This window comes from Paenibacillus sp. FSL H3-0310, assembly GCF_038002785.1.
Lineage (GTDB): Bacteria > Bacillota > Bacilli > Paenibacillales > Paenibacillaceae > Paenibacillus_AQ > Paenibacillus_AQ odorifer.
On record NZ_JBBODC010000001.1, the window covers coordinates 59,979 to 75,521 of the forward strand.

12 protein-coding genes, 14 tRNA genes and 4 rRNA genes are annotated in these 15,543 nt (G+C 46.4%); 26 read left to right on the forward strand and 4 right to left on the reverse strand.

The window, feature by feature from the left end; translation table 11 throughout:
- Positions 1–9: 9 nt before the first annotated feature.
- Positions 10–696: a spore germination lipoprotein GerD gene (gene gerD, locus MHH63_RS00370; protein WP_036680627.1), complete on the reverse strand. Its 687-nt coding sequence runs from the start codon at positions 694–696 to the stop codon at positions 10–12.
- A 131-nt stretch (positions 697–827) separates the two neighbouring features.
- Between gerD and MHH63_RS00375 the strand changes: the two genes are divergently transcribed.
- The gene (locus MHH63_RS00375) at positions 828–1,418 is read left to right on the forward strand and encodes a KinB-signaling pathway activation protein (RefSeq protein WP_038574906.1); all 591 of its coding nucleotides are present in this window, start codon (positions 828–830) and stop codon (positions 1,416–1,418) included.
- 306 nt (positions 1,419–1,724) lie between these two features.
- A complete protein-coding gene (locus tag MHH63_RS00380; protein WP_052097348.1) occupies positions 1,725–2,546 on the forward strand; it encodes a PPK2 family polyphosphate kinase in 822 nt (273 codons plus the stop codon).
- Positions 2,547–2,596: 50 nt separating this feature from the next.
- On the opposite strand, the gene pdaB is transcribed toward MHH63_RS00380, so the two are convergent.
- On the reverse strand, positions 2,597–3,400 hold the full coding sequence (pdaB, locus tag MHH63_RS00385) for a polysaccharide deacetylase family sporulation protein PdaB (protein ID WP_036680629.1): 804 nt from the start codon (positions 3,398–3,400) through the stop codon (positions 2,597–2,599).
- 108 nt (positions 3,401–3,508) lie between these two features.
- Here pdaB and MHH63_RS00390 point away from each other — a divergent pair, with 108 nt between their 5' ends.
- The 20 genes from MHH63_RS00390 (at position 3,509) to MHH63_RS00485 (ending at position 11,339) form a co-directional block, all read left to right on the forward strand.
- A complete protein-coding gene (locus MHH63_RS00390; RefSeq protein ID WP_036680630.1) occupies positions 3,509–4,120 on the forward strand; it encodes a stage II sporulation protein M in 612 nt (203 codons plus the stop codon).
- Between the two features lie 252 nt (positions 4,121–4,372).
- Positions 4,373–4,603, forward strand: a complete 231-nt coding sequence (locus tag MHH63_RS00395; protein ID WP_036680631.1) for a hypothetical protein — start codon at positions 4,373–4,375, stop codon at positions 4,601–4,603.
- 359 nt (positions 4,604–4,962) lie between these two features.
- Positions 4,963–6,520 (forward strand): 16S ribosomal RNA (locus MHH63_RS00400).
- 124 nt (positions 6,521–6,644) lie between these two features.
- Positions 6,645–6,761: ribosomal RNA gene (gene rrf, locus MHH63_RS00405) — 5S ribosomal RNA — on the forward strand.
- A gap of 46 nt (positions 6,762–6,807) precedes the next feature.
- Positions 6,808–6,884, forward strand: a tRNA-Ile gene (locus MHH63_RS00410).
- 24 nt (positions 6,885–6,908) lie between these two features.
- Positions 6,909–6,984 (forward strand) — tRNA-Ala (locus MHH63_RS00415).
- A 139-nt stretch (positions 6,985–7,123) separates the two neighbouring features.
- Positions 7,124–10,049, forward strand: a 23S ribosomal RNA gene (locus MHH63_RS00420).
- 74 nt (positions 10,050–10,123) lie between these two features.
- Positions 10,124–10,240: ribosomal RNA gene (rrf, locus tag MHH63_RS00425) — 5S ribosomal RNA — on the forward strand.
- The 16S, 23S and 5S rRNA genes sit together here with 14 tRNA genes alongside, the layout of an rRNA operon.
- Positions 10,241–10,246: 6 nt before the next feature.
- Positions 10,247–10,322, forward strand: a tRNA-Asn gene (locus MHH63_RS00430).
- Position 10,323: 1 nt separating this feature from the next.
- Positions 10,324–10,399: transfer RNA gene (locus MHH63_RS00435), tRNA-Thr, on the forward strand.
- Positions 10,400–10,410: 11 nt separating this feature from the next.
- Positions 10,411–10,485 (forward strand) — tRNA-Glu (locus tag MHH63_RS00440).
- Positions 10,486–10,525: 40 nt separating this feature from the next.
- Positions 10,526–10,601, forward strand: a tRNA-Val gene (locus tag MHH63_RS00445).
- 43 nt (positions 10,602–10,644) lie between these two features.
- Positions 10,645–10,719, forward strand: a tRNA-Gln gene (locus tag MHH63_RS00450).
- A 5-nt stretch (positions 10,720–10,724) separates the two neighbouring features.
- Positions 10,725–10,797, forward strand: a tRNA-Lys gene (locus tag MHH63_RS00455).
- Positions 10,798–10,812: 15 nt separating this feature from the next.
- Positions 10,813–10,896 (forward strand) — tRNA-Leu (locus MHH63_RS00460).
- A gap of 6 nt (positions 10,897–10,902) precedes the next feature.
- Positions 10,903–10,977 (forward strand) — tRNA-Gly (locus MHH63_RS00465).
- A gap of 7 nt (positions 10,978–10,984) precedes the next feature.
- Positions 10,985–11,061 (forward strand) — tRNA-Arg (locus MHH63_RS00470).
- Positions 11,062–11,092: 31 nt separating this feature from the next.
- A tRNA-Pro gene (locus MHH63_RS00475) sits at positions 11,093–11,166 on the forward strand.
- Positions 11,167–11,177: 11 nt separating this feature from the next.
- Positions 11,178–11,251, forward strand: a tRNA-Gly gene (locus MHH63_RS00480).
- A 14-nt stretch (positions 11,252–11,265) separates the two neighbouring features.
- A tRNA-Pro gene (locus MHH63_RS00485) sits at positions 11,266–11,339 on the forward strand.
- Positions 11,340–11,439: 100 nt separating this feature from the next.
- Here the strand turns inward: MHH63_RS00485 and MHH63_RS00490 are convergent.
- Entirely contained in the window at positions 11,440–11,853 is a 414-nt protein-coding gene (locus MHH63_RS00490; RefSeq protein WP_036681396.1) for an ImmA/IrrE family metallo-endopeptidase, read from the reverse strand.
- 28 nt (positions 11,854–11,881) lie between these two features.
- On the reverse strand, positions 11,882–12,313 hold the full coding sequence (locus MHH63_RS00495) for a helix-turn-helix domain-containing protein (RefSeq protein WP_076129758.1): 432 nt from the start codon (positions 12,311–12,313) through the stop codon (positions 11,882–11,884).
- Between the two features lie 288 nt (positions 12,314–12,601).
- Here MHH63_RS00495 and MHH63_RS00500 point away from each other — a divergent pair, with 288 nt between their 5' ends.
- The 4 genes from MHH63_RS00500 (at position 12,602) to MHH63_RS00515 (ending at position 15,542) form a co-directional block, all read left to right on the forward strand.
- Positions 12,602–13,099, forward strand: coding sequence for an ArpU family phage packaging/lysis transcriptional regulator (locus MHH63_RS00500; RefSeq protein ID WP_038574900.1), 498 nt, complete (start codon positions 12,602–12,604; stop codon positions 13,097–13,099).
- Between the two features lie 531 nt (positions 13,100–13,630).
- Positions 13,631–14,044 (forward strand): phage tail terminator family protein, encoded by a 414-nt coding sequence (locus MHH63_RS00505; protein ID WP_038573440.1) that lies wholly within the window; start codon positions 13,631–13,633, stop codon positions 14,042–14,044.
- Complete coding sequence (locus MHH63_RS00510) at positions 14,041–14,220, forward strand: hypothetical protein (RefSeq protein ID WP_341171106.1); 180 nt, start codon at positions 14,041–14,043, stop codon at positions 14,218–14,220. Before MHH63_RS00505 ends, MHH63_RS00510 begins: the two co-directional genes overlap by 4 nt.
- The gene (locus tag MHH63_RS00515) at positions 14,220–15,542 is read left to right on the forward strand and encodes a phage tail sheath family protein (RefSeq protein WP_076193913.1); all 1,323 of its coding nucleotides are present in this window, start codon (positions 14,220–14,222) and stop codon (positions 15,540–15,542) included. The genes MHH63_RS00510 and MHH63_RS00515 overlap by 1 nt, the downstream gene beginning before the upstream one ends.
- Position 15,543 lies beyond the last annotated feature (1 nt).

Consider the following 15,543-nt stretch of genomic DNA (forward strand, 5'->3'; position numbering starts at 1 on the left):
TCTTTTTTGTTATGTGCTTGAATCATCGCCGCTACCGCTGCCACTTTCACCACCGCTGCCGCTGCCTTCCTGTTTATCGCCGCTTTCGCCGCCCTTTTTCTGTTCCTTCGGTTCGAGCTCGTCCTGAACGACCTTTTTAAGTAAATTCAATACCTCCATCCGGAATAATGGAGTCTGCATAGATTCCTGGATGGTCTTCATGGATTGCTTTCGGTAGTCAGGTGTTTTGGTGAGATTAAGAAACATGGTCATCATTTCTGGAGACTTCATGATTTCTTCGACGGATTTTTGATATGTGGGATCTTTAATTAGTTGCAGGTGTAATTCTTTGCTTTGTGATTGAATGGCTTTAGCAAAATCGCCTGCGAACTTGGGATCAGTCATAATTTTCTCGATTTCCTTTTGATATTCCGGTGCAGTGAGGGTATCTTTAACAGCGGTTTTTATATCCTCTGTTGTTTGAAGTGGCATCATTTTCATACTCATTCCGCTGGTGCCTCCAGAACTGGAATTTGATAATGATTCCTCAACCGCTTTTTTCCCATCTTCACTTTTTAATATATCAATAACCATGGTCTTCATTTCTTTATAACTGCCCTGACCAGAAGAAGAACTGCTCTGCTCACTTCCGCAAGCCGTTAAGGCCATAACAAAGCTTAAAGCCAAACCCACAGATCCGATAAATCTCCATTTCATTGGCGCTGCCCTCCTTTATTAGGATTCTCCAGTTGTATTATGCCGCATTAACACACATTTATGTTGCTGATGTAATGGTGTTTTGTCGGTATCCTTGGTAAAATAAATCTGACATAGGGGAGGTGAAGTGGCTGAGTATAAAAAAATGGTTTTATTTATTTTGGACAACCCTTCTAATAGGAGCAGGCGGAGCAGTAATCGCAGGTCTGGCACTGCAATTCGTGAACGGTCGAATTGATTTCAAAAGTGTCGCTGATTTCTTTTTATACCCGCTGATACTATTCGGCTACGGTATGCTTGTCAGTGTTTATGCGCAACTTGGTTTTTTTGCTTATCTAATTTTGAATTACATGGGCAACGGTGTTTTCCCACCAAAAATTTGGAAATACATACAACTGGTGCTTTCTGTGCTCGCATTGCTTGAACTGATTTTTTTGCGTACCGTCGTTGGCGGGGAAAGAAGTGTCTTGTCTGATCTAATACTAGGAATCTTTATTTTGTTAGCTGCCATTATTGTGTCTTATTTCAAAGTGAAAAGTACAAACATCTCAGCTTGGATTCCAACCCTCTTTTTTATGACAGCTATTTCAATTGTGGAAATTATCGGCGTGCTCCGTATAGGTGTTGATAGTGCGACAGTGTTTATTGTTGTTCCGCTCATCGCCTGTAATGCATTCCAAATTTTGATGCTTCACCGTATTCTCAAGCCGGCAGCCGGATAAAGGCTGGGGCGAATTCAGCAAATCATGAACCCCGTGCTCTGGCCTTCAGAAGACGGGGTTTTTTGCTCTAGAATGTATCCTAACGATTAAAATCCGCTGGAGGAGGTTAATCTTAAAGAACAATAGAGCGGGTTCTTTGTGTGTAGCAACGCTCACAAAACTAAGTAGATGCTTCCGAAGTGAGTTTTGTACGAAGTTTTCAATGATGCATATGCTTTACAAAACTAAGCGTATGCTTCCGAAGCGAGTTTTGTACGTAGTAATACAAGCGTAGCAACGCTCACAAAACTTTTAGGAGGGGAATATATGGACATCAAGCGCTATATGATAAAAGACACAAATGAAATCCAGCTTAACAAGCTGGACCCGGACGATACAGGTAATTTTAAATCAAAAAAAGAAGCAGAAGCCAAAACAGAGCAGTTAAAGGAACGGTTGGCAGAGCTTCAAGATATTCTTTTTGCACAGAAAAAGCATTCACTGCTAGTAATTCTGCAAGGGATGGATTCCAGCGGTAAGGATGGAACGGTTAAACACATTTTTTCAGGGATTAATCCACAAGGCTTTATAGTGACCAGCTTCAAGAAACCTTCTCTGGAGGAAGAAGCTCACGATTTCTTATGGAGAGTGCATCAAAAGACACCCCCTAAAGGCTACATCTCTGCATTTAACCGCTCACACTATGAAGATGTATTGGTACCGCGGGTACATGGGGGATTGAAAAAGGATGATTTGAAGCGCCGCTTTCGTTACATACGGCAGTTTGAGGAGATGCTGGTGGAAGAGGGAACGACAATTATCAAGCTTTTTCTGCATATTTCAAAAGAAAAGCAGCTTAAGAAAATAAAAGAACGGCTTGAAGATCCCAAAAAACACTGGAAATTCGACGCAAGTGATCTACAGGAGCGGGAGTTTTGGGATGATTACCAAGAGGCATATGTAGATGTTTTTAAGGAGTCTAGTATTGATAAAGCACCCTGGTACTGGATACCAGCCAATCATCAATGGTACCGCAACTATTTGGCCTTATCCATCGTTGTAAAGACACTGGAGAGTCTGGATCTGAGCTATCCGAAGCTGAATACCCCCACACCCGACATATCGGAGCTCATTTCCCCGCGTCATTAATATTTGGATAAGACCAACATCTATTGCGGTACCTAAGATTGGGAGGAGCGTTACAGCCCAGCAGCATCCTCTAAGGCACTATTTAGTGAGGCCGAGTCACGAACCTCTTTACCCTCTGCATTGCTTTGGCTGATCAGCTCAGAGACGGTAACGAATTCATAACCTTGTCTGCGGAGCTCATCGATAATTTGCGGAAGAGCTTCGTGAGTTTGTTTGCAGGAATCACTGGCATGTAGTAGAACGATATCACCAGGATGTGCTTTAGTCGTTACACGCTTCACGATATTGTCTACACCTATGTTCTTCCAGTCCAGAGAGTCTGTGTCCCACTGAATGACTTTGTAACCAAGATCATTGGCCACTTGCAGAACTCTTTTGTCAAAATCACCATTAGGCATACGAATTAAATTTGGTTCTTTACCGGTTAATTCTGTAAGCACAGTGTGAGCCGTTGTGATCTGAGTGCGAATCTCTTCGTTACTTAGAGTGCTGTAATTGACGTGTTTATGGCCATGACTGCCAATTTCGAATCCTGCGTTTTTAATGCTTGTTACAATATCCGGGTGAGTCTTACTCCATGGTGACGATAGGAAGAAGGTGGCTTTGTCCACTTTCTTGTCTTCAAGTACCTTCAAAATTGGCTCGGGTCTCTTTTCCCCCCAGCTAATATCGAAGGTTAGGGCAATCAGCTTCTTCTCTGTTGGCACACTGTAAATGGCAGAAGGTCCAGCCTCAGAAAAAACGGTGATATTACCCCTCTCGACATAGACAACTCCAGCAGCAAGAAGCACAGCGGCGAAGATATAGATGAACCTTTTGATCTTTTTGCCGCTGAATACATAAAAAGAATTCATTAATGACAGCGCTCCTCTCCCATGCGAAATGCTTGTTTGTTCTAAATGTATGCTCGTACCGCACGGTTATGACCTAAGAAACAGAGATCACAATTTCAGGAGGTATTTATGTTGTCGTTCTTCACGTTTGTTAAAGATATTAAATCGATCCGCAAGGCTTTGCTGCTATCCTGTCTGCTCTTCGTAATAGGAGCGGTTGTTGGCTGGGTAGCGACAAGTAGTCTGGAAAAACTATTGGTTCAGCAATTGGAAGGGCTAAGTGAGATCAGTGGGAACTTAAGAGATACCTCTAATCCGCAATGGAACTTCTTTGTATTTATATTTCTGAATAACGCCATCAAGGGAGTGGTTATTATTTTCCTGGGAGCGTTGTTCGGCATATTGCCAGCTATATTCTTATTTATAAACGGAGCGGTAATTGGCTACTTGATACATTTATCCGCACTGCAAGGGCAGGATTTGTTCGATTTAATCGTAAAAGGATTGCTGCCACACGGGATTATAGAGATTCCGGCAATCATTATCGCTTGTGCCTTTGGACTGCATTTTGGCGGGAAAGTGATTTCAAGTTTATTTCGATCTACAGATAGAAAAGAGGAAAGAAGCGCAGACTGGTCTGCATTCATGCGTCAAACACTTACGGCTTCCATATGGACTGTAATCCTGTTATTTGTTGCAGCCATTATTGAAAGTACAATTACTTTTTCACTTTTATCATAAAACTTCCGGGAATAGAGCATAACATTAAGGGCGTTCATCCAAGGATTGCCTAAAGGTAAGGAGTATATAATCGAGACGAAACCATAAAGGGAATTTTTAATAATTATGGTTATAAAAAGAGGACTCCGGTTAATCTAGTGTAAGAGGATCTTAAGGCAGCTTTCTCCATGAGATGTACTTACTGATTATGCAAAAAGGTTTTGGGGGTTTAGAGAAGGTGTTAATTGCAACTTCATGAAGGAGGCCAAGCATATGTTGGGAATGTTGTTTAACGAAAAGGAATGCAAGGAACTGGATTATGTTTTGAGAAAAGAACTAGATGAGATGCTGTTAGATTTGAGTGATCAGCGCTTGGACCAAAATATCAGGCACGCCATCGCTAATAGATATAAGACTGTATTCCGGATGTATGCTCGCTTCGCTCCTCAGAAAGAGCTTTCCAAGTATGCATGGGGTGGGCGTTCTTCTCAGTATAAACACTGAAGATATACGAGAATTGCTACAGTTTTATAAAGTTTTCAGATTATTTAATAAAATAGCTTGACTAAAAAGGAGTGCTCATGATAAATTATATCTCGCGCTCCTTTTGCTTGTGTAAAAGGGAAGCGGAAGGCAAGAAAAATTGAAAAAAAGATTTTTCAAAAAAAAAGACTTGCCAAACAGCTTAACACTGTGATATATTATAAAGGTCGCCGCTGATAAACAACGACGACGAAATGAGAGACATTGATCTTTGAAAACTGAACAACGAGTGAGTGGGAAATCACGTAAGTGAAATCCAAATTAGAGAATTAATTTTCTCGTCAGATGTTCCAAAATGAGCATATCGCTCTTTTCAATACTAATTGGAGAGTTTGATCCTGGCTCAGGACGAACGCTGGCGGCGTGCCTAATACATGCAAGTCGAGCGGAGTTACTTTGAAAGCTTGCTTTCAAAGTAACTTAGCGGCGGACGGGTGAGTAACACGTAGGCAACCTGCCCTTCAGACTGGGATAACTACCGGAAACGGTAGCTAATACCGGATAATTTCTTTTTTCTCCTGAGAGAAGAATGAAAGACGGAGCAATCTGTCACTGAGGGATGGGCCTGCGGCGCATTAGCTAGTTGGTGGGGTAACGGCCCACCAAGGCGACGATGCGTAGCCGACCTGAGAGGGTGAACGGCCACACTGGGACTGAGACACGGCCCAGACTCCTACGGGAGGCAGCAGTAGGGAATCTTCCGCAATGGGCGAAAGCCTGACGGAGCAACGCCGCGTGAGTGATGAAGGTTTTCGGATCGTAAAGCTCTGTTGCCAGGGAAGAACGTCCGGTAGAGTAACTGCTACCGGAGTGACGGTACCTGAGAAGAAAGCCCCGGCTAACTACGTGCCAGCAGCCGCGGTAATACGTAGGGGGCAAGCGTTGTCCGGAATTATTGGGCGTAAAGCGCGCGCAGGCGGCTATTTAAGTCTGGTGTTTAAACCTTGGGCTCAACCTGAGGTCGCACTGGAAACTGGGTGGCTTGAGTACAGAAGAGGAAAGTGGAATTCCACGTGTAGCGGTGAAATGCGTAGATATGTGGAGGAACACCAGTGGCGAAGGCGACTTTCTGGGCTGTAACTGACGCTGAGGCGCGAAAGCGTGGGGAGCAAACAGGATTAGATACCCTGGTAGTCCACGCCGTAAACGATGAGTGCTAGGTGTTAGGGGTTTCGATACCCTTGGTGCCGAAGTTAACACAGTAAGCACTCCGCCTGGGGAGTACGGTCGCAAGACTGAAACTCAAAGGAATTGACGGGGACCCGCACAAGCAGTGGAGTATGTGGTTTAATTCGAAGCAACGCGAAGAACCTTACCAGGTCTTGACATCCCTCTGAATCCACTAGAGATAGTGGTGGCCTTCGGGACAGAGGAGACAGGTGGTGCATGGTTGTCGTCAGCTCGTGTCGTGAGATGTTGGGTTAAGTCCCGCAACGAGCGCAACCCTTAACTTTAGTTGCCAGCAGGTAATGCTGGGCACTCTAGAGTGACTGCCGGTGACAAACCGGAGGAAGGTGGGGATGACGTCAAATCATCATGCCCCTTATGACCTGGGCTACACACGTACTACAATGGCCGGTACAACGGGAAGCGAAGCCGCGAGGTGGAGCCAATCCCATCAAAGCCGGTCTCAGTTCGGATTGCAGGCTGCAACTCGCCTGCATGAAGTCGGAATTGCTAGTAATCGCGGATCAGCATGCCGCGGTGAATACGTTCCCGGGTCTTGTACACACCGCCCGTCACACCACGAGAGTTTACAACACCCGAAGTCGGTGGGGTAACCCGCAAGGGAGCCAGCCGCCGAAGGTGGGGTAGATGATTGGGGTGAAGTCGTAACAAGGTAGCCGTATCGGAAGGTGCGGCTGGATCACCTCCTTTCTATGGAGAATCGTCTTCTGCAATGAAGACATTCAAATCGGAAGTTTAACTTCCACAATAGAACCTTCGGGTTCGAACACTCACTCGTGTTCAGTTTTGAAAGAGCAAGTCTCTTTCGTATGCGTTTGGTGGCGATAGCGGAGGGGTTCCACACGTACCCATCCCGAACACGACCGTTAAGCCCTCCAGCGCCGATGGTACTTGGACCGAAGGGTCCTGGGAGAGTAGGACGTTGCCAAGCGGACAACCAATTCATTGGTTGATTCACAATGTTATATATGTTATATGGGCTTTTAGCTCAGTTGGTTAGAGCGCACCTCTGATAAGGGTGAGGTCGGTGGTTCGAGTCCACCAAGGCCCACCATATAACATTATAGAGTGATTTTATGGGGCCATAGCTCAGCTGGGAGAGCGCCTGCCTTGCAAGCAGGAGGTCAGCGGTTCGATCCCGCTTGGCTCCACCATAAATTTTTAAATGAATAACTTTTTTAACTTGATCCTTGAAAACTGGATACCGAAACGAATTTGCGTTTTAGAACATCTTTTAGCAACTTGTGCAAACAAGTAAATGTTATTAGTGAGATTTTTCTTCGGAAGAATCAAGGTTAAGCTAATAAGAGCACACGGAGGATGCCTAGGCGCCAGGAGCCGACGAAGGACGTGGCGAACAACGAAACTGCCTCGGGGAGCTGTAAGCAAGCTTTGATCCGGGGGTGTCCGAATGGGGAAACCCAGCTGTGGTAATTCGCAGTTACTCATTTCTGAATACATAGGAAATGTAGAGGCAGACCAGGGGAACTGAAACATCTAAGTACCCTGAGGAAGAGAAAACAATAGTGATTCCGTCAGTAGCGGCGAGCGAACGCGGAACAGCCTAAACCTAAGAGCTTGCTCTTAGGGGTTGTGGGACGTCTCACATGGAGTTACAAAGGAATATGGTAGGTGAAGAGGTCTGGAAAGGCCCGCGATAGAGGTAAAAGCCCTGTAACCTAAACTGTGTTCTCTCCGAGACGGATCCCGAGTAGTGCGGGGCACGTGAAACCCCGTATGAATCCAGCAGGACCATCTGCTAAGGCTAAATACTACCTGGCGACCGATAGTGAAACAGTACCGTGAGGGAAAGGTGAAAAGCACCCCGGAAGGGGAGTGAAATAGAACCTGAAACCGTGTGCTTACAAAAAGTCAGAGCCCTATTAATGGGTGATGGCGTGCCTTTTGTAGAATGAACCGGCGAGTTACGTTTAACATGCAAGGTTAAGCCGAGAAGGTGGAGCCGCAGCGAAAGCGAGTCTGAATAGGGCGAATGAGTATGTGGACGTAGACCCGAAACCGTGTGATCTACCCCTGTCCAGGGTGAAGGTGCGGTAACACGCACTGGAGGCCCGAACCCACGTACGTTGAAAAGTGCGGGGATGAGGTGGGGGTAGCGGAGAAATTCCAATCGAACTCGGAGATAGCTGGTTCTCCCCGAAATAGCTTTAGGGCTAGCCTCGGTATAAGAGTAGTGGAGGTAGAGCACTGATTGGGTGCGGGGTCCGCAAGGATTACCAAGCTCAGTCAAACTCCGAATGCCATATACTTATTGCCGGGAGTCAGACAGTGAGTGCTAAGATCCATTGTCAAAAGGGAAACAGCCCAGACCATCAGCTAAGGTCCCCAAGTGTGTGTTAAGTGGGAAAGGATGTGGAGTTGCACAGACAACCAGGATGTTGGCTTAGAAGCAGCCACCATTGAAAGAGTGCGTAATAGCTCACTGGTCGAGTGACTCTGCGCCGAAAATGTAACGGGGCTAAACACACCACCGAAGCTATGGCTAGATACTATGTATCTGGGGTAGGGGAGCGTTGTGTAGGGGTTGAAGGTGTACTGAAAAGAGCGCTGGACACTACACAAGTGAGAATGCCGGTATGAGTAACGAAAAGATCAGTGAGAATCTGATCCGCCGAAAGCCCAAGGTTTCCTGAGGAAGGCTCGTCCGCTCAGGGTAAGTCGGGACCTAAGGCGAGGCCGAAAGGCGTAGTCGAAGGACAACAGTTTGAAATTACTGTACCACCGTAATCCGCTATGAGCGATGGGGTGACGCAGGAGGGTAGTGACGCGGACTGATGGATGTCCGTCTAAGCAGTGAGGCTGATGTGTAGGCAAATCCGCACATCATTAAGGCTGGGCTGTGATGGGGAGCGAAAATTGTAGTAGCGAAGGTCATGATCTCACACTGCCAAGAAAAGCCTCTAGCCAGGAGAAGGTGCCCGTACCGCAAACCGACACAGGTAGGCGAGAAGAGAATTCTAAGGCGCGCGGAAGAACTCTCGTTAAGGAACTCGGCAAAATGACCCCGTAACTTCGGGAGAAGGGGTGCCCCGGTAGTGTGAATAGCACGAGGGGGCCGCAGTGAAAAGGCCCAAGCGACTGTTTAGCAAAAACACAGGTCTGTGCGAAGCCGCAAGGCGAAGTATACGGGCTGACGCCTGCCCGGTGCTGGAAGGTTAAGGGGAGTGGTTAGGGGTAACCCGAAGCTATGAACCGAAGCCCCAGTAAACGGCGGCCGTAACTATAACGGTCCTAAGGTAGCGAAATTCCTTGTCAGGTAAATTCTGACCCGCACGAATGGCGTAACGACTTGGGCGCTGTCTCAACGAGAGATCCGGTGAAATTTTAATACCTGTGAAGATGCAGGTTACCCGCGACAAGACGGAAAGACCCCATGGAGCTTTACTGCAGCTTGATATTGAATTTGGGTACGATCTGTACAGGATAGGTGGGAGCCGTAGAAATCGGAGCGCAAGCTTCGGTGGAGGCGCCGTTGGGATACCACCCTGATCGTATCTAGGTTCTAACCTAGTACCCTTATCGGGTACGGGGACCGTGTCAGGCGGGCAGTTTGACTGGGGCGGTCGCCTCCTAAAGAGTAACGGAGGCGTTCCAAGGTTCCCTCAGAATGGTTGGAAATCATTCGCAGAGTGCAAAGGCATAAGGGAGCTTGACTGCGAGACCTACAAGTCGAGCAGGGACGAAAGTCGGACTTAGTGATCCGGTGGTACCGCATGGAAGGGCCATCGCTCAACGGATAAAAGCTACCCTGGGGATAACAGGCTTATCTCCCCCAAGAGTCCACATCGACGGGGAGGTTTGGCACCTCGATGTCGGCTCATCGCATCCTGGGGCTGAAGTAGGTCCCAAGGGTTGGGCTGTTCGCCCATTAAAGCGGTACGCGAGCTGGGTTCAGAACGTCGTGAGACAGTTCGGTCCCTATCTGTCGTGGGCGCAGGAAATTTGAGAGGAGCTGTCCTTAGTACGAGAGGACCGGGATGGACGTACCGCTGGTGCACCAGTTGTTCCGCCAGGAGCATGGCTGGGTAGCTACGTACGGACGGGATAAGCGCTGAAAGCATCTAAGCGTGAAGCCCCCCTCAAGATGAGATTTCCCAATTAGTAAGACCCCTTGAAGACGACGAGGTAGATAGGTTGGAGGTGGAAGTGCAGCAATGCATGGAGCTGACCAATACTAATCGGTCGAGGGCTTATCCTATACGTAGAATGCAGATTCGTTTCGGATTCAGTTTTCAGGCGATTAAGCCTGAGCATTTACGCTGTAAATGCCCGTTTGGTGGCGATAGCGGAGGGGTTCCACACGTACCCATCCCGAACACGACCGTTAAGCCCTCCAGCGCCGATGGTACTTGGACCGAAGGGTCCTGGGAGAGTAGGACGTTGCCAAGCGGATATTCCCTGATAGCTCAGTTGGTAGAGCACTCGACTGTTAATCGAGTTGTCACAGGTTCGAGTCCTGTTCGGGGAGCCATGCTCTCATAGCTCAGCAGGTAGAGTGCTTCCATGGTAAGGAAGAGGTCACCGGTTCGAATCCGGTTGAGAGCTCCACAGATTTGCAAGGCCCGTTGGTCAAGGGGTTAAGACACCTCCCTTTCACGGAGGTAACATGGGTTCGAATCCCATACGGGTCACCAACTTTTACTTGTACTTACCCTTAGAGGGTCCCATAGATATGGAGGCTTAGCTCAGCTGGGAGAGCATCTGCCTTACAAGCAGAGGGTCGGGGGTTCGATCCCCTCAGCCTCCACCATAATCTTCCTAAGAGATTATGGGCAACATAGAGGTACCATCAATGGGGATTAGCCAAGCGGTAAGGCAACGGACTTTGACTCCGTCACTCATAGGTTCGAATCCTATATCCCCAGCCAAGTGCGAGCCATTAGCTCAGTTGGTAGAGCACCTGACTTTTAATCAGGGTGTCGAAGGTTCGAGTCCTTCATGGCTCACTTTTATTATTATATGCGCGTGTGGCGGAATGGCAGACGCACCAGACTTAGGATCTGGCGTTTCACGACGTGGGGGTTCAAGTCCCTTCACGCGCACCACTTATTGCGGACGTGGCTCAGCGGTAGAGCATCGCCTTGCCAAGGCGAGGGTCGCGGGTTCGATTCCCGTCGTCCGCTCCATAATTTTGCGCCCTTAGCTCAGCTGGATAGAGCGTTTGACTACGAATCAAAAGGCCGGGAGTTCGAATCTCTCAGGGCGCGCCATTTTATTATTAAGCAATTATAGTATTTATAACGGGATGTAGCTCAGCTTGGTAGAGCACCTGGTTTGGGACCAGGGGGTCGCATGTTCAAATCGTGTCATCCCGATTTTCACCTTTGCGGGTGTAGTTCAATGGTAGAACTTCAGCCTTCCAAGCTGATAGCGTGGGTTCGATTCCCATCACCCGCTCCATAATTTTATAGTAACGGGATGTAGCTCAGCTTGGTAGAGCACCTGGTTTGGGACCAGGGGGTCGCATGTTCAAATCGTGTCATCCCGATACTCAGCTTAATCGCTGCTCAAAAGCTCTTACTTCGGTAAGGGCTTTTTTGTTATGTATTGAATATACATATAAATACATTCTAAGAACGTATGTTCTATTATTCCTCCAAAAAAAATCGGACTTCCGGTGGAATTCCAATCCGTAGATAATAGTTTCTCCATGATTCCTCTTGTTCGGGGCTTCTGCCTGAAGATAATAATTTTACAGCAAATACATTAGCTTGACGTTCAAGCTTCCCAGGAGAGAAATAGGAGCTTTCCTCCAGAAAAAAGCGATTGATCCCCTTGTGAAGCCGATCATGTCCTAATTCATGCGCACAAACGAAGCGCTGCCATTCTACAGGCAACTCATTATGAATGACGATAAACCTTCTTCTTAATTTTCGATAATATAATCCCTTTGTGCCAGTCCCCAGATTCATGAAACGAATTTGAATGCCTAGTGCTGCGGCAAGCTCGAACGGGCAGTTGGTTTTATATTTTTTAATCAGACTATTGATCAGTTCATCCATGTTCTTCACCTGCAGCATGTTAGTATAGTTATTTAGTGTCTTTGGATTTTTTTCTCTTATTCATCTGTTTGGCTTCCCAGAACAATCCGGTTAGTACATCTTTTATCCTCTGTTTATCTTCTTTGTCTAATGGAATTCCGTCAAACATCAGCTCTCCATCATCCTCTAGCATTTTTCGAAAGTCTCTTTTATCTTTGCTTGTGGCCCAATCTGGGACAGCCTCATCGCTTGAAAGAGTCTGGTCCTGCAAATACCCTGCTTGATCCATTAGCTCCTCGTAGGGGACGCCAGTGGCCTCAGCAATTTTGCGTAACGTGGTTGGTTTAGGAACCCCTCTTAATCCATTCTCAATCCGGGAAATTTGCGAACCGCTGATTCCGGCAGCTACTGCTAATTGATTAATGGTGAGTCCCTTTGTTTCCCGAAGATGCTTCATATAATCCCCGAATTCCTGTTTCATCTCAACTCACTCCTTATTGGCTGTAACCTTATGATAATAATATAAGCCATTTTTGCCAATAGGTAAACAACAAAGCGTATATAATTGCCAAAAGGCAAGATAATGGAGGGATATACGCTCTTTTTCGATAAAAACAGCCTAAAACGGGGTTTTACGAGATTGGTAAAGAAGTGGTATATTATAGAAAAATACGAACAGAATACGAACAAGATTTATTTTATCACATTGGGCTGGAAAATTCCGCAAATTAAATCTCATTCAGTTAAACCCAAAAGGAGTGCATAAATGATGAACATATCAACTTTACCAGAGTTGGACCGTCGCCGAACCCAGGTCGCTATAGAGAGCATGTTGGAGAAATACCGTATTTTTAAGACCGTTACATTTGAAGCTAAGGAAGCAAGCACAACTTATTCATACACAGAAAGATTTCATGGTCCTACTAACACTGTAACTGATCAGACTGCTGCGATAGCTTCTTATAATGTGGACATCCCCGCCGCAAGGAGAGCTTATTGTTCCGCAATAGACTCTGTGGTAGAGAGACTCGATACGAGAGAACAGCAGCTGGTACGGGAAAGGTATATGAGAAGAGACGAGATGTACGATTATACGATTTACAATCATGTGTTTGATCCACCGGTAAGTAAGGACACTTACGTGAAGATACGCTCGAAGGCTTTTTACAAGATGGCATTAGCGTTAACGGATCTCGGCTTACTGTCTCTGCAAACTTTAGTAACAACAGCGCCTAGGGTAAAGAAAGAGAAAATGAGTATTACTTAATAGAAGTAGAATAGTTTGATTAGTAAAGAAGACTGTATCGTCCGAGCGGATGATGCGGTCTTTTTTTGAATTATAAGAAAGTATAAGTTTCAGGGTGTACTTTATCCTTATAATCCTCGCACAAATGCTTGCCGTCCATAAAAGGAGGGTCGAAAGCTCTTTAGCTTGTCTTCAATTGTGTACCTCCAAAAAAACGCTCTATACCATCCCAAAGCTAGCCAAAACCTCGTCCGTTTACCCTCTCCGCAAGGATAATATGGGGGTATGATTATAACATGGCAAATGAAGCAAAAGAACACCGCAAGAGCATGAATGCTCTGCTAATAGTTCCGCCCTAAGGGTGATGAGAACAACCTAGCGGTGAAAGATTCTTCTCGCATTTGCCTAATGAAGAAGGGATATTATCCAACCTCGGATAGTATCCTTTTTTCTTAAATCTAGTTGAGGGGGTGTCTGCTTAATGTTCATGCAGTTGAAGGTTAACACCATCAAGGATCGACGAACGGTCGCAGATCAGAAAGGAATGGAGTGATGTCGGTACAACAATTGCGAGAACACATTACAAGTACACTTGAACGGTATTTTCCTGATGTGCCTGTATATGTAGAAGGAGAAAAACCTCAAACCGCTTATTTTCATCCCGGATTGATCTCAGCAACACTGGATCGGCAGCGGGAGGGCAGATATTTAGCGGTCTACCGTTTTGGCATCCGTTATGAGCAAGGCAATTTGCTGGAAGCTGAGAGAATGGCAGATAAGCTGAGTGAGGCGATGGCAGGAATGGAGCAGGATGGTGGAGCTTTTCGTGTAGTTAGGCAAGCTTGGGAAGCTGGAACTGAAGGGCATGGGCCGCTGTTTACAGTTGACTATATGTTGTATTTGCAAAACGACAAGCCTGACAGCATTAAGATGGGACAAATGATTGGAGGAGAACGATTGAAATGAGTACTAAAGGGAGTAACGGGAATGGGTTCAGTAAGGAACAGATTGTGAATTACTCACTTTTTACGCCGAGGGAAAAGGATATATTGAACGTTATTTTGCAGGATGCCAAGAACTATACGCTCGAAGAAGCAAAGCAATCTATGGGATTGTTCAAAAATAAGGAGGTAATGAACTAATGGCAGGCGGAACATGGACAACGCAAAATAAGGTGCGCCCTGGGGTGTACGTAAATGTAGCATCAAATCAAGGTGCCATCGGCAAAATGGGAGAACGCGGGATTACGGCATTGGCGCTTGCCCTATCTTGGGGAGAGCCGGGAGTAATCATGAAGATTACCCCGCAGGATGATGTGAATAAGCTGCTAGGAGTGGATTTGGAACATCCAACTCTACTGCCAGTGCGTGAAGCGCTGAAACGGGCGGGAACCTTGCTGCTCTATCGATTGAATGAAGGCGTTAAAGCGGCAGTCACGAATAACGGCCTTCAGGTAACAGCTAAATATGGCGGTGTACGCGGAAATGATCTTTTGATTGTGATTGAGAAAAATATAGAGAATGCTGCTCTTTTTGATGTAAAGACGTTGCTTAATGGAACCGAACTGAACAAGCAAACGGTCGGAACGGCTGAAGAGTTGGTCGCGAACGATTATGTTCAATTCCAGAAAAATGGTGCAGAAGGCTTGAAGCTAATTGCAGGCATGCCGCTTACAGGGGGGGCTAACGGAACCGTGACGAATGGAGCACATAGTGACTTCCTGTCTGCTCTTGAGGTGCAGGAATTCCAAACAGTGGGTCTAGTATCGCAGGATAGTGCTCTGAAGGCACTCTACAGTTCTTTTGTGAGACGGCTTCGGGATACAGAAGGGAAAAAGGTACAGGCTGTACTATCCGATTATGCGGCTGCAGGTCATGAAGGTGTGATTAGCGTGAATAATGGGGTAGTACTGAGCGACGGAACTACGATTGATAACGTCAATGCCGTTGCTTGGGTAGCTGGTGCTACAGCAGCAGCTGCTGTTAATGAATCGCTGACTTATCAGGGTTATGATGATTCGGTGGATGCTGATGTAAGACTTAGCCATTCTGAGACTACAGCTGCGTTGCTAAAAGGAGAGCTTATCTTTACTTACAGTGGCGGACGGGCTGTGGTGGAACAGGATATCAATACATTTACCGCGTTTTCACCGGACAAAGGCAAAGCATTCTCCAAAAATCGTGTACTGCGCGTGCTGGATGGAATTGCAAATGATATGAAGCGTATTTTTGAGAACTACTATATCGGTAAGGTCGCGAATAATGAAGATGGCCGTGCTCTTTTCTGGTCACAGTGTGCGACTTATATGAATGATTTGCAGGATATGGGTGCGATTGAGGGCTTTAACGCGCAGACAGATGTTGTAGTTGTGGCTGGTGCAGATAGTGATAGTATCGTGCTGGATGTGGCTGTGAAACCGGTAGATTCCGTAGAAAAAGTATATATGAAAGTGAAGGTGGTTTAAG

Bases quoted from the DNA above. Each gene is read 5' to 3' on its own strand.
- gerD (WP_036680627.1), bottom strand. From the start codon at position 696: ATGAAATGGAGATTTATCGGATCTGTGGGTTTGGCTTTAAGCTTTGTT.
- MHH63_RS00380 (WP_052097348.1), top strand. From the start codon at position 1,725: ATGGACATCAAGCGCTATATGATAAAAGACACAAATGAAATCCAGCTT.
- pdaB (WP_036680629.1), bottom strand. From the start codon at position 3,400: ATGAATTCTTTTTATGTATTCAGCGGCAAAAAGATCAAAAGGTTCATC.
- MHH63_RS00390 (WP_036680630.1), top strand. From the start codon at position 3,509: ATGTTGTCGTTCTTCACGTTTGTTAAAGATATTAAATCGATCCGCAAG.
- MHH63_RS00395 (WP_036680631.1), top strand. From the start codon at position 4,373: ATGTTGGGAATGTTGTTTAACGAAAAGGAATGCAAGGAACTGGATTAT.
- MHH63_RS00490 (WP_036681396.1), bottom strand. From the start codon at position 11,853: ATGGATGAACTGATCAATAGTCTGATTAAAAAATATAAAACCAACTGC.
- MHH63_RS00495 (WP_076129758.1), bottom strand. From the start codon at position 12,313: ATGAAACAGGAATTCGGGGATTATATGAAGCATCTTCGGGAAACAAAG.
- MHH63_RS00500 (WP_038574900.1), top strand. From the start codon at position 12,602: ATGAACATATCAACTTTACCAGAGTTGGACCGTCGCCGAACCCAGGTC.
- MHH63_RS00505 (WP_038573440.1), top strand. From the start codon at position 13,631: ATGTCGGTACAACAATTGCGAGAACACATTACAAGTACACTTGAACGG.
- MHH63_RS00510 (WP_341171106.1), top strand. From the start codon at position 14,041: ATGAGTACTAAAGGGAGTAACGGGAATGGGTTCAGTAAGGAACAGATT.
- MHH63_RS00515 (WP_076193913.1), top strand. From the start codon at position 14,220: ATGGCAGGCGGAACATGGACAACGCAAAATAAGGTGCGCCCTGGGGTG.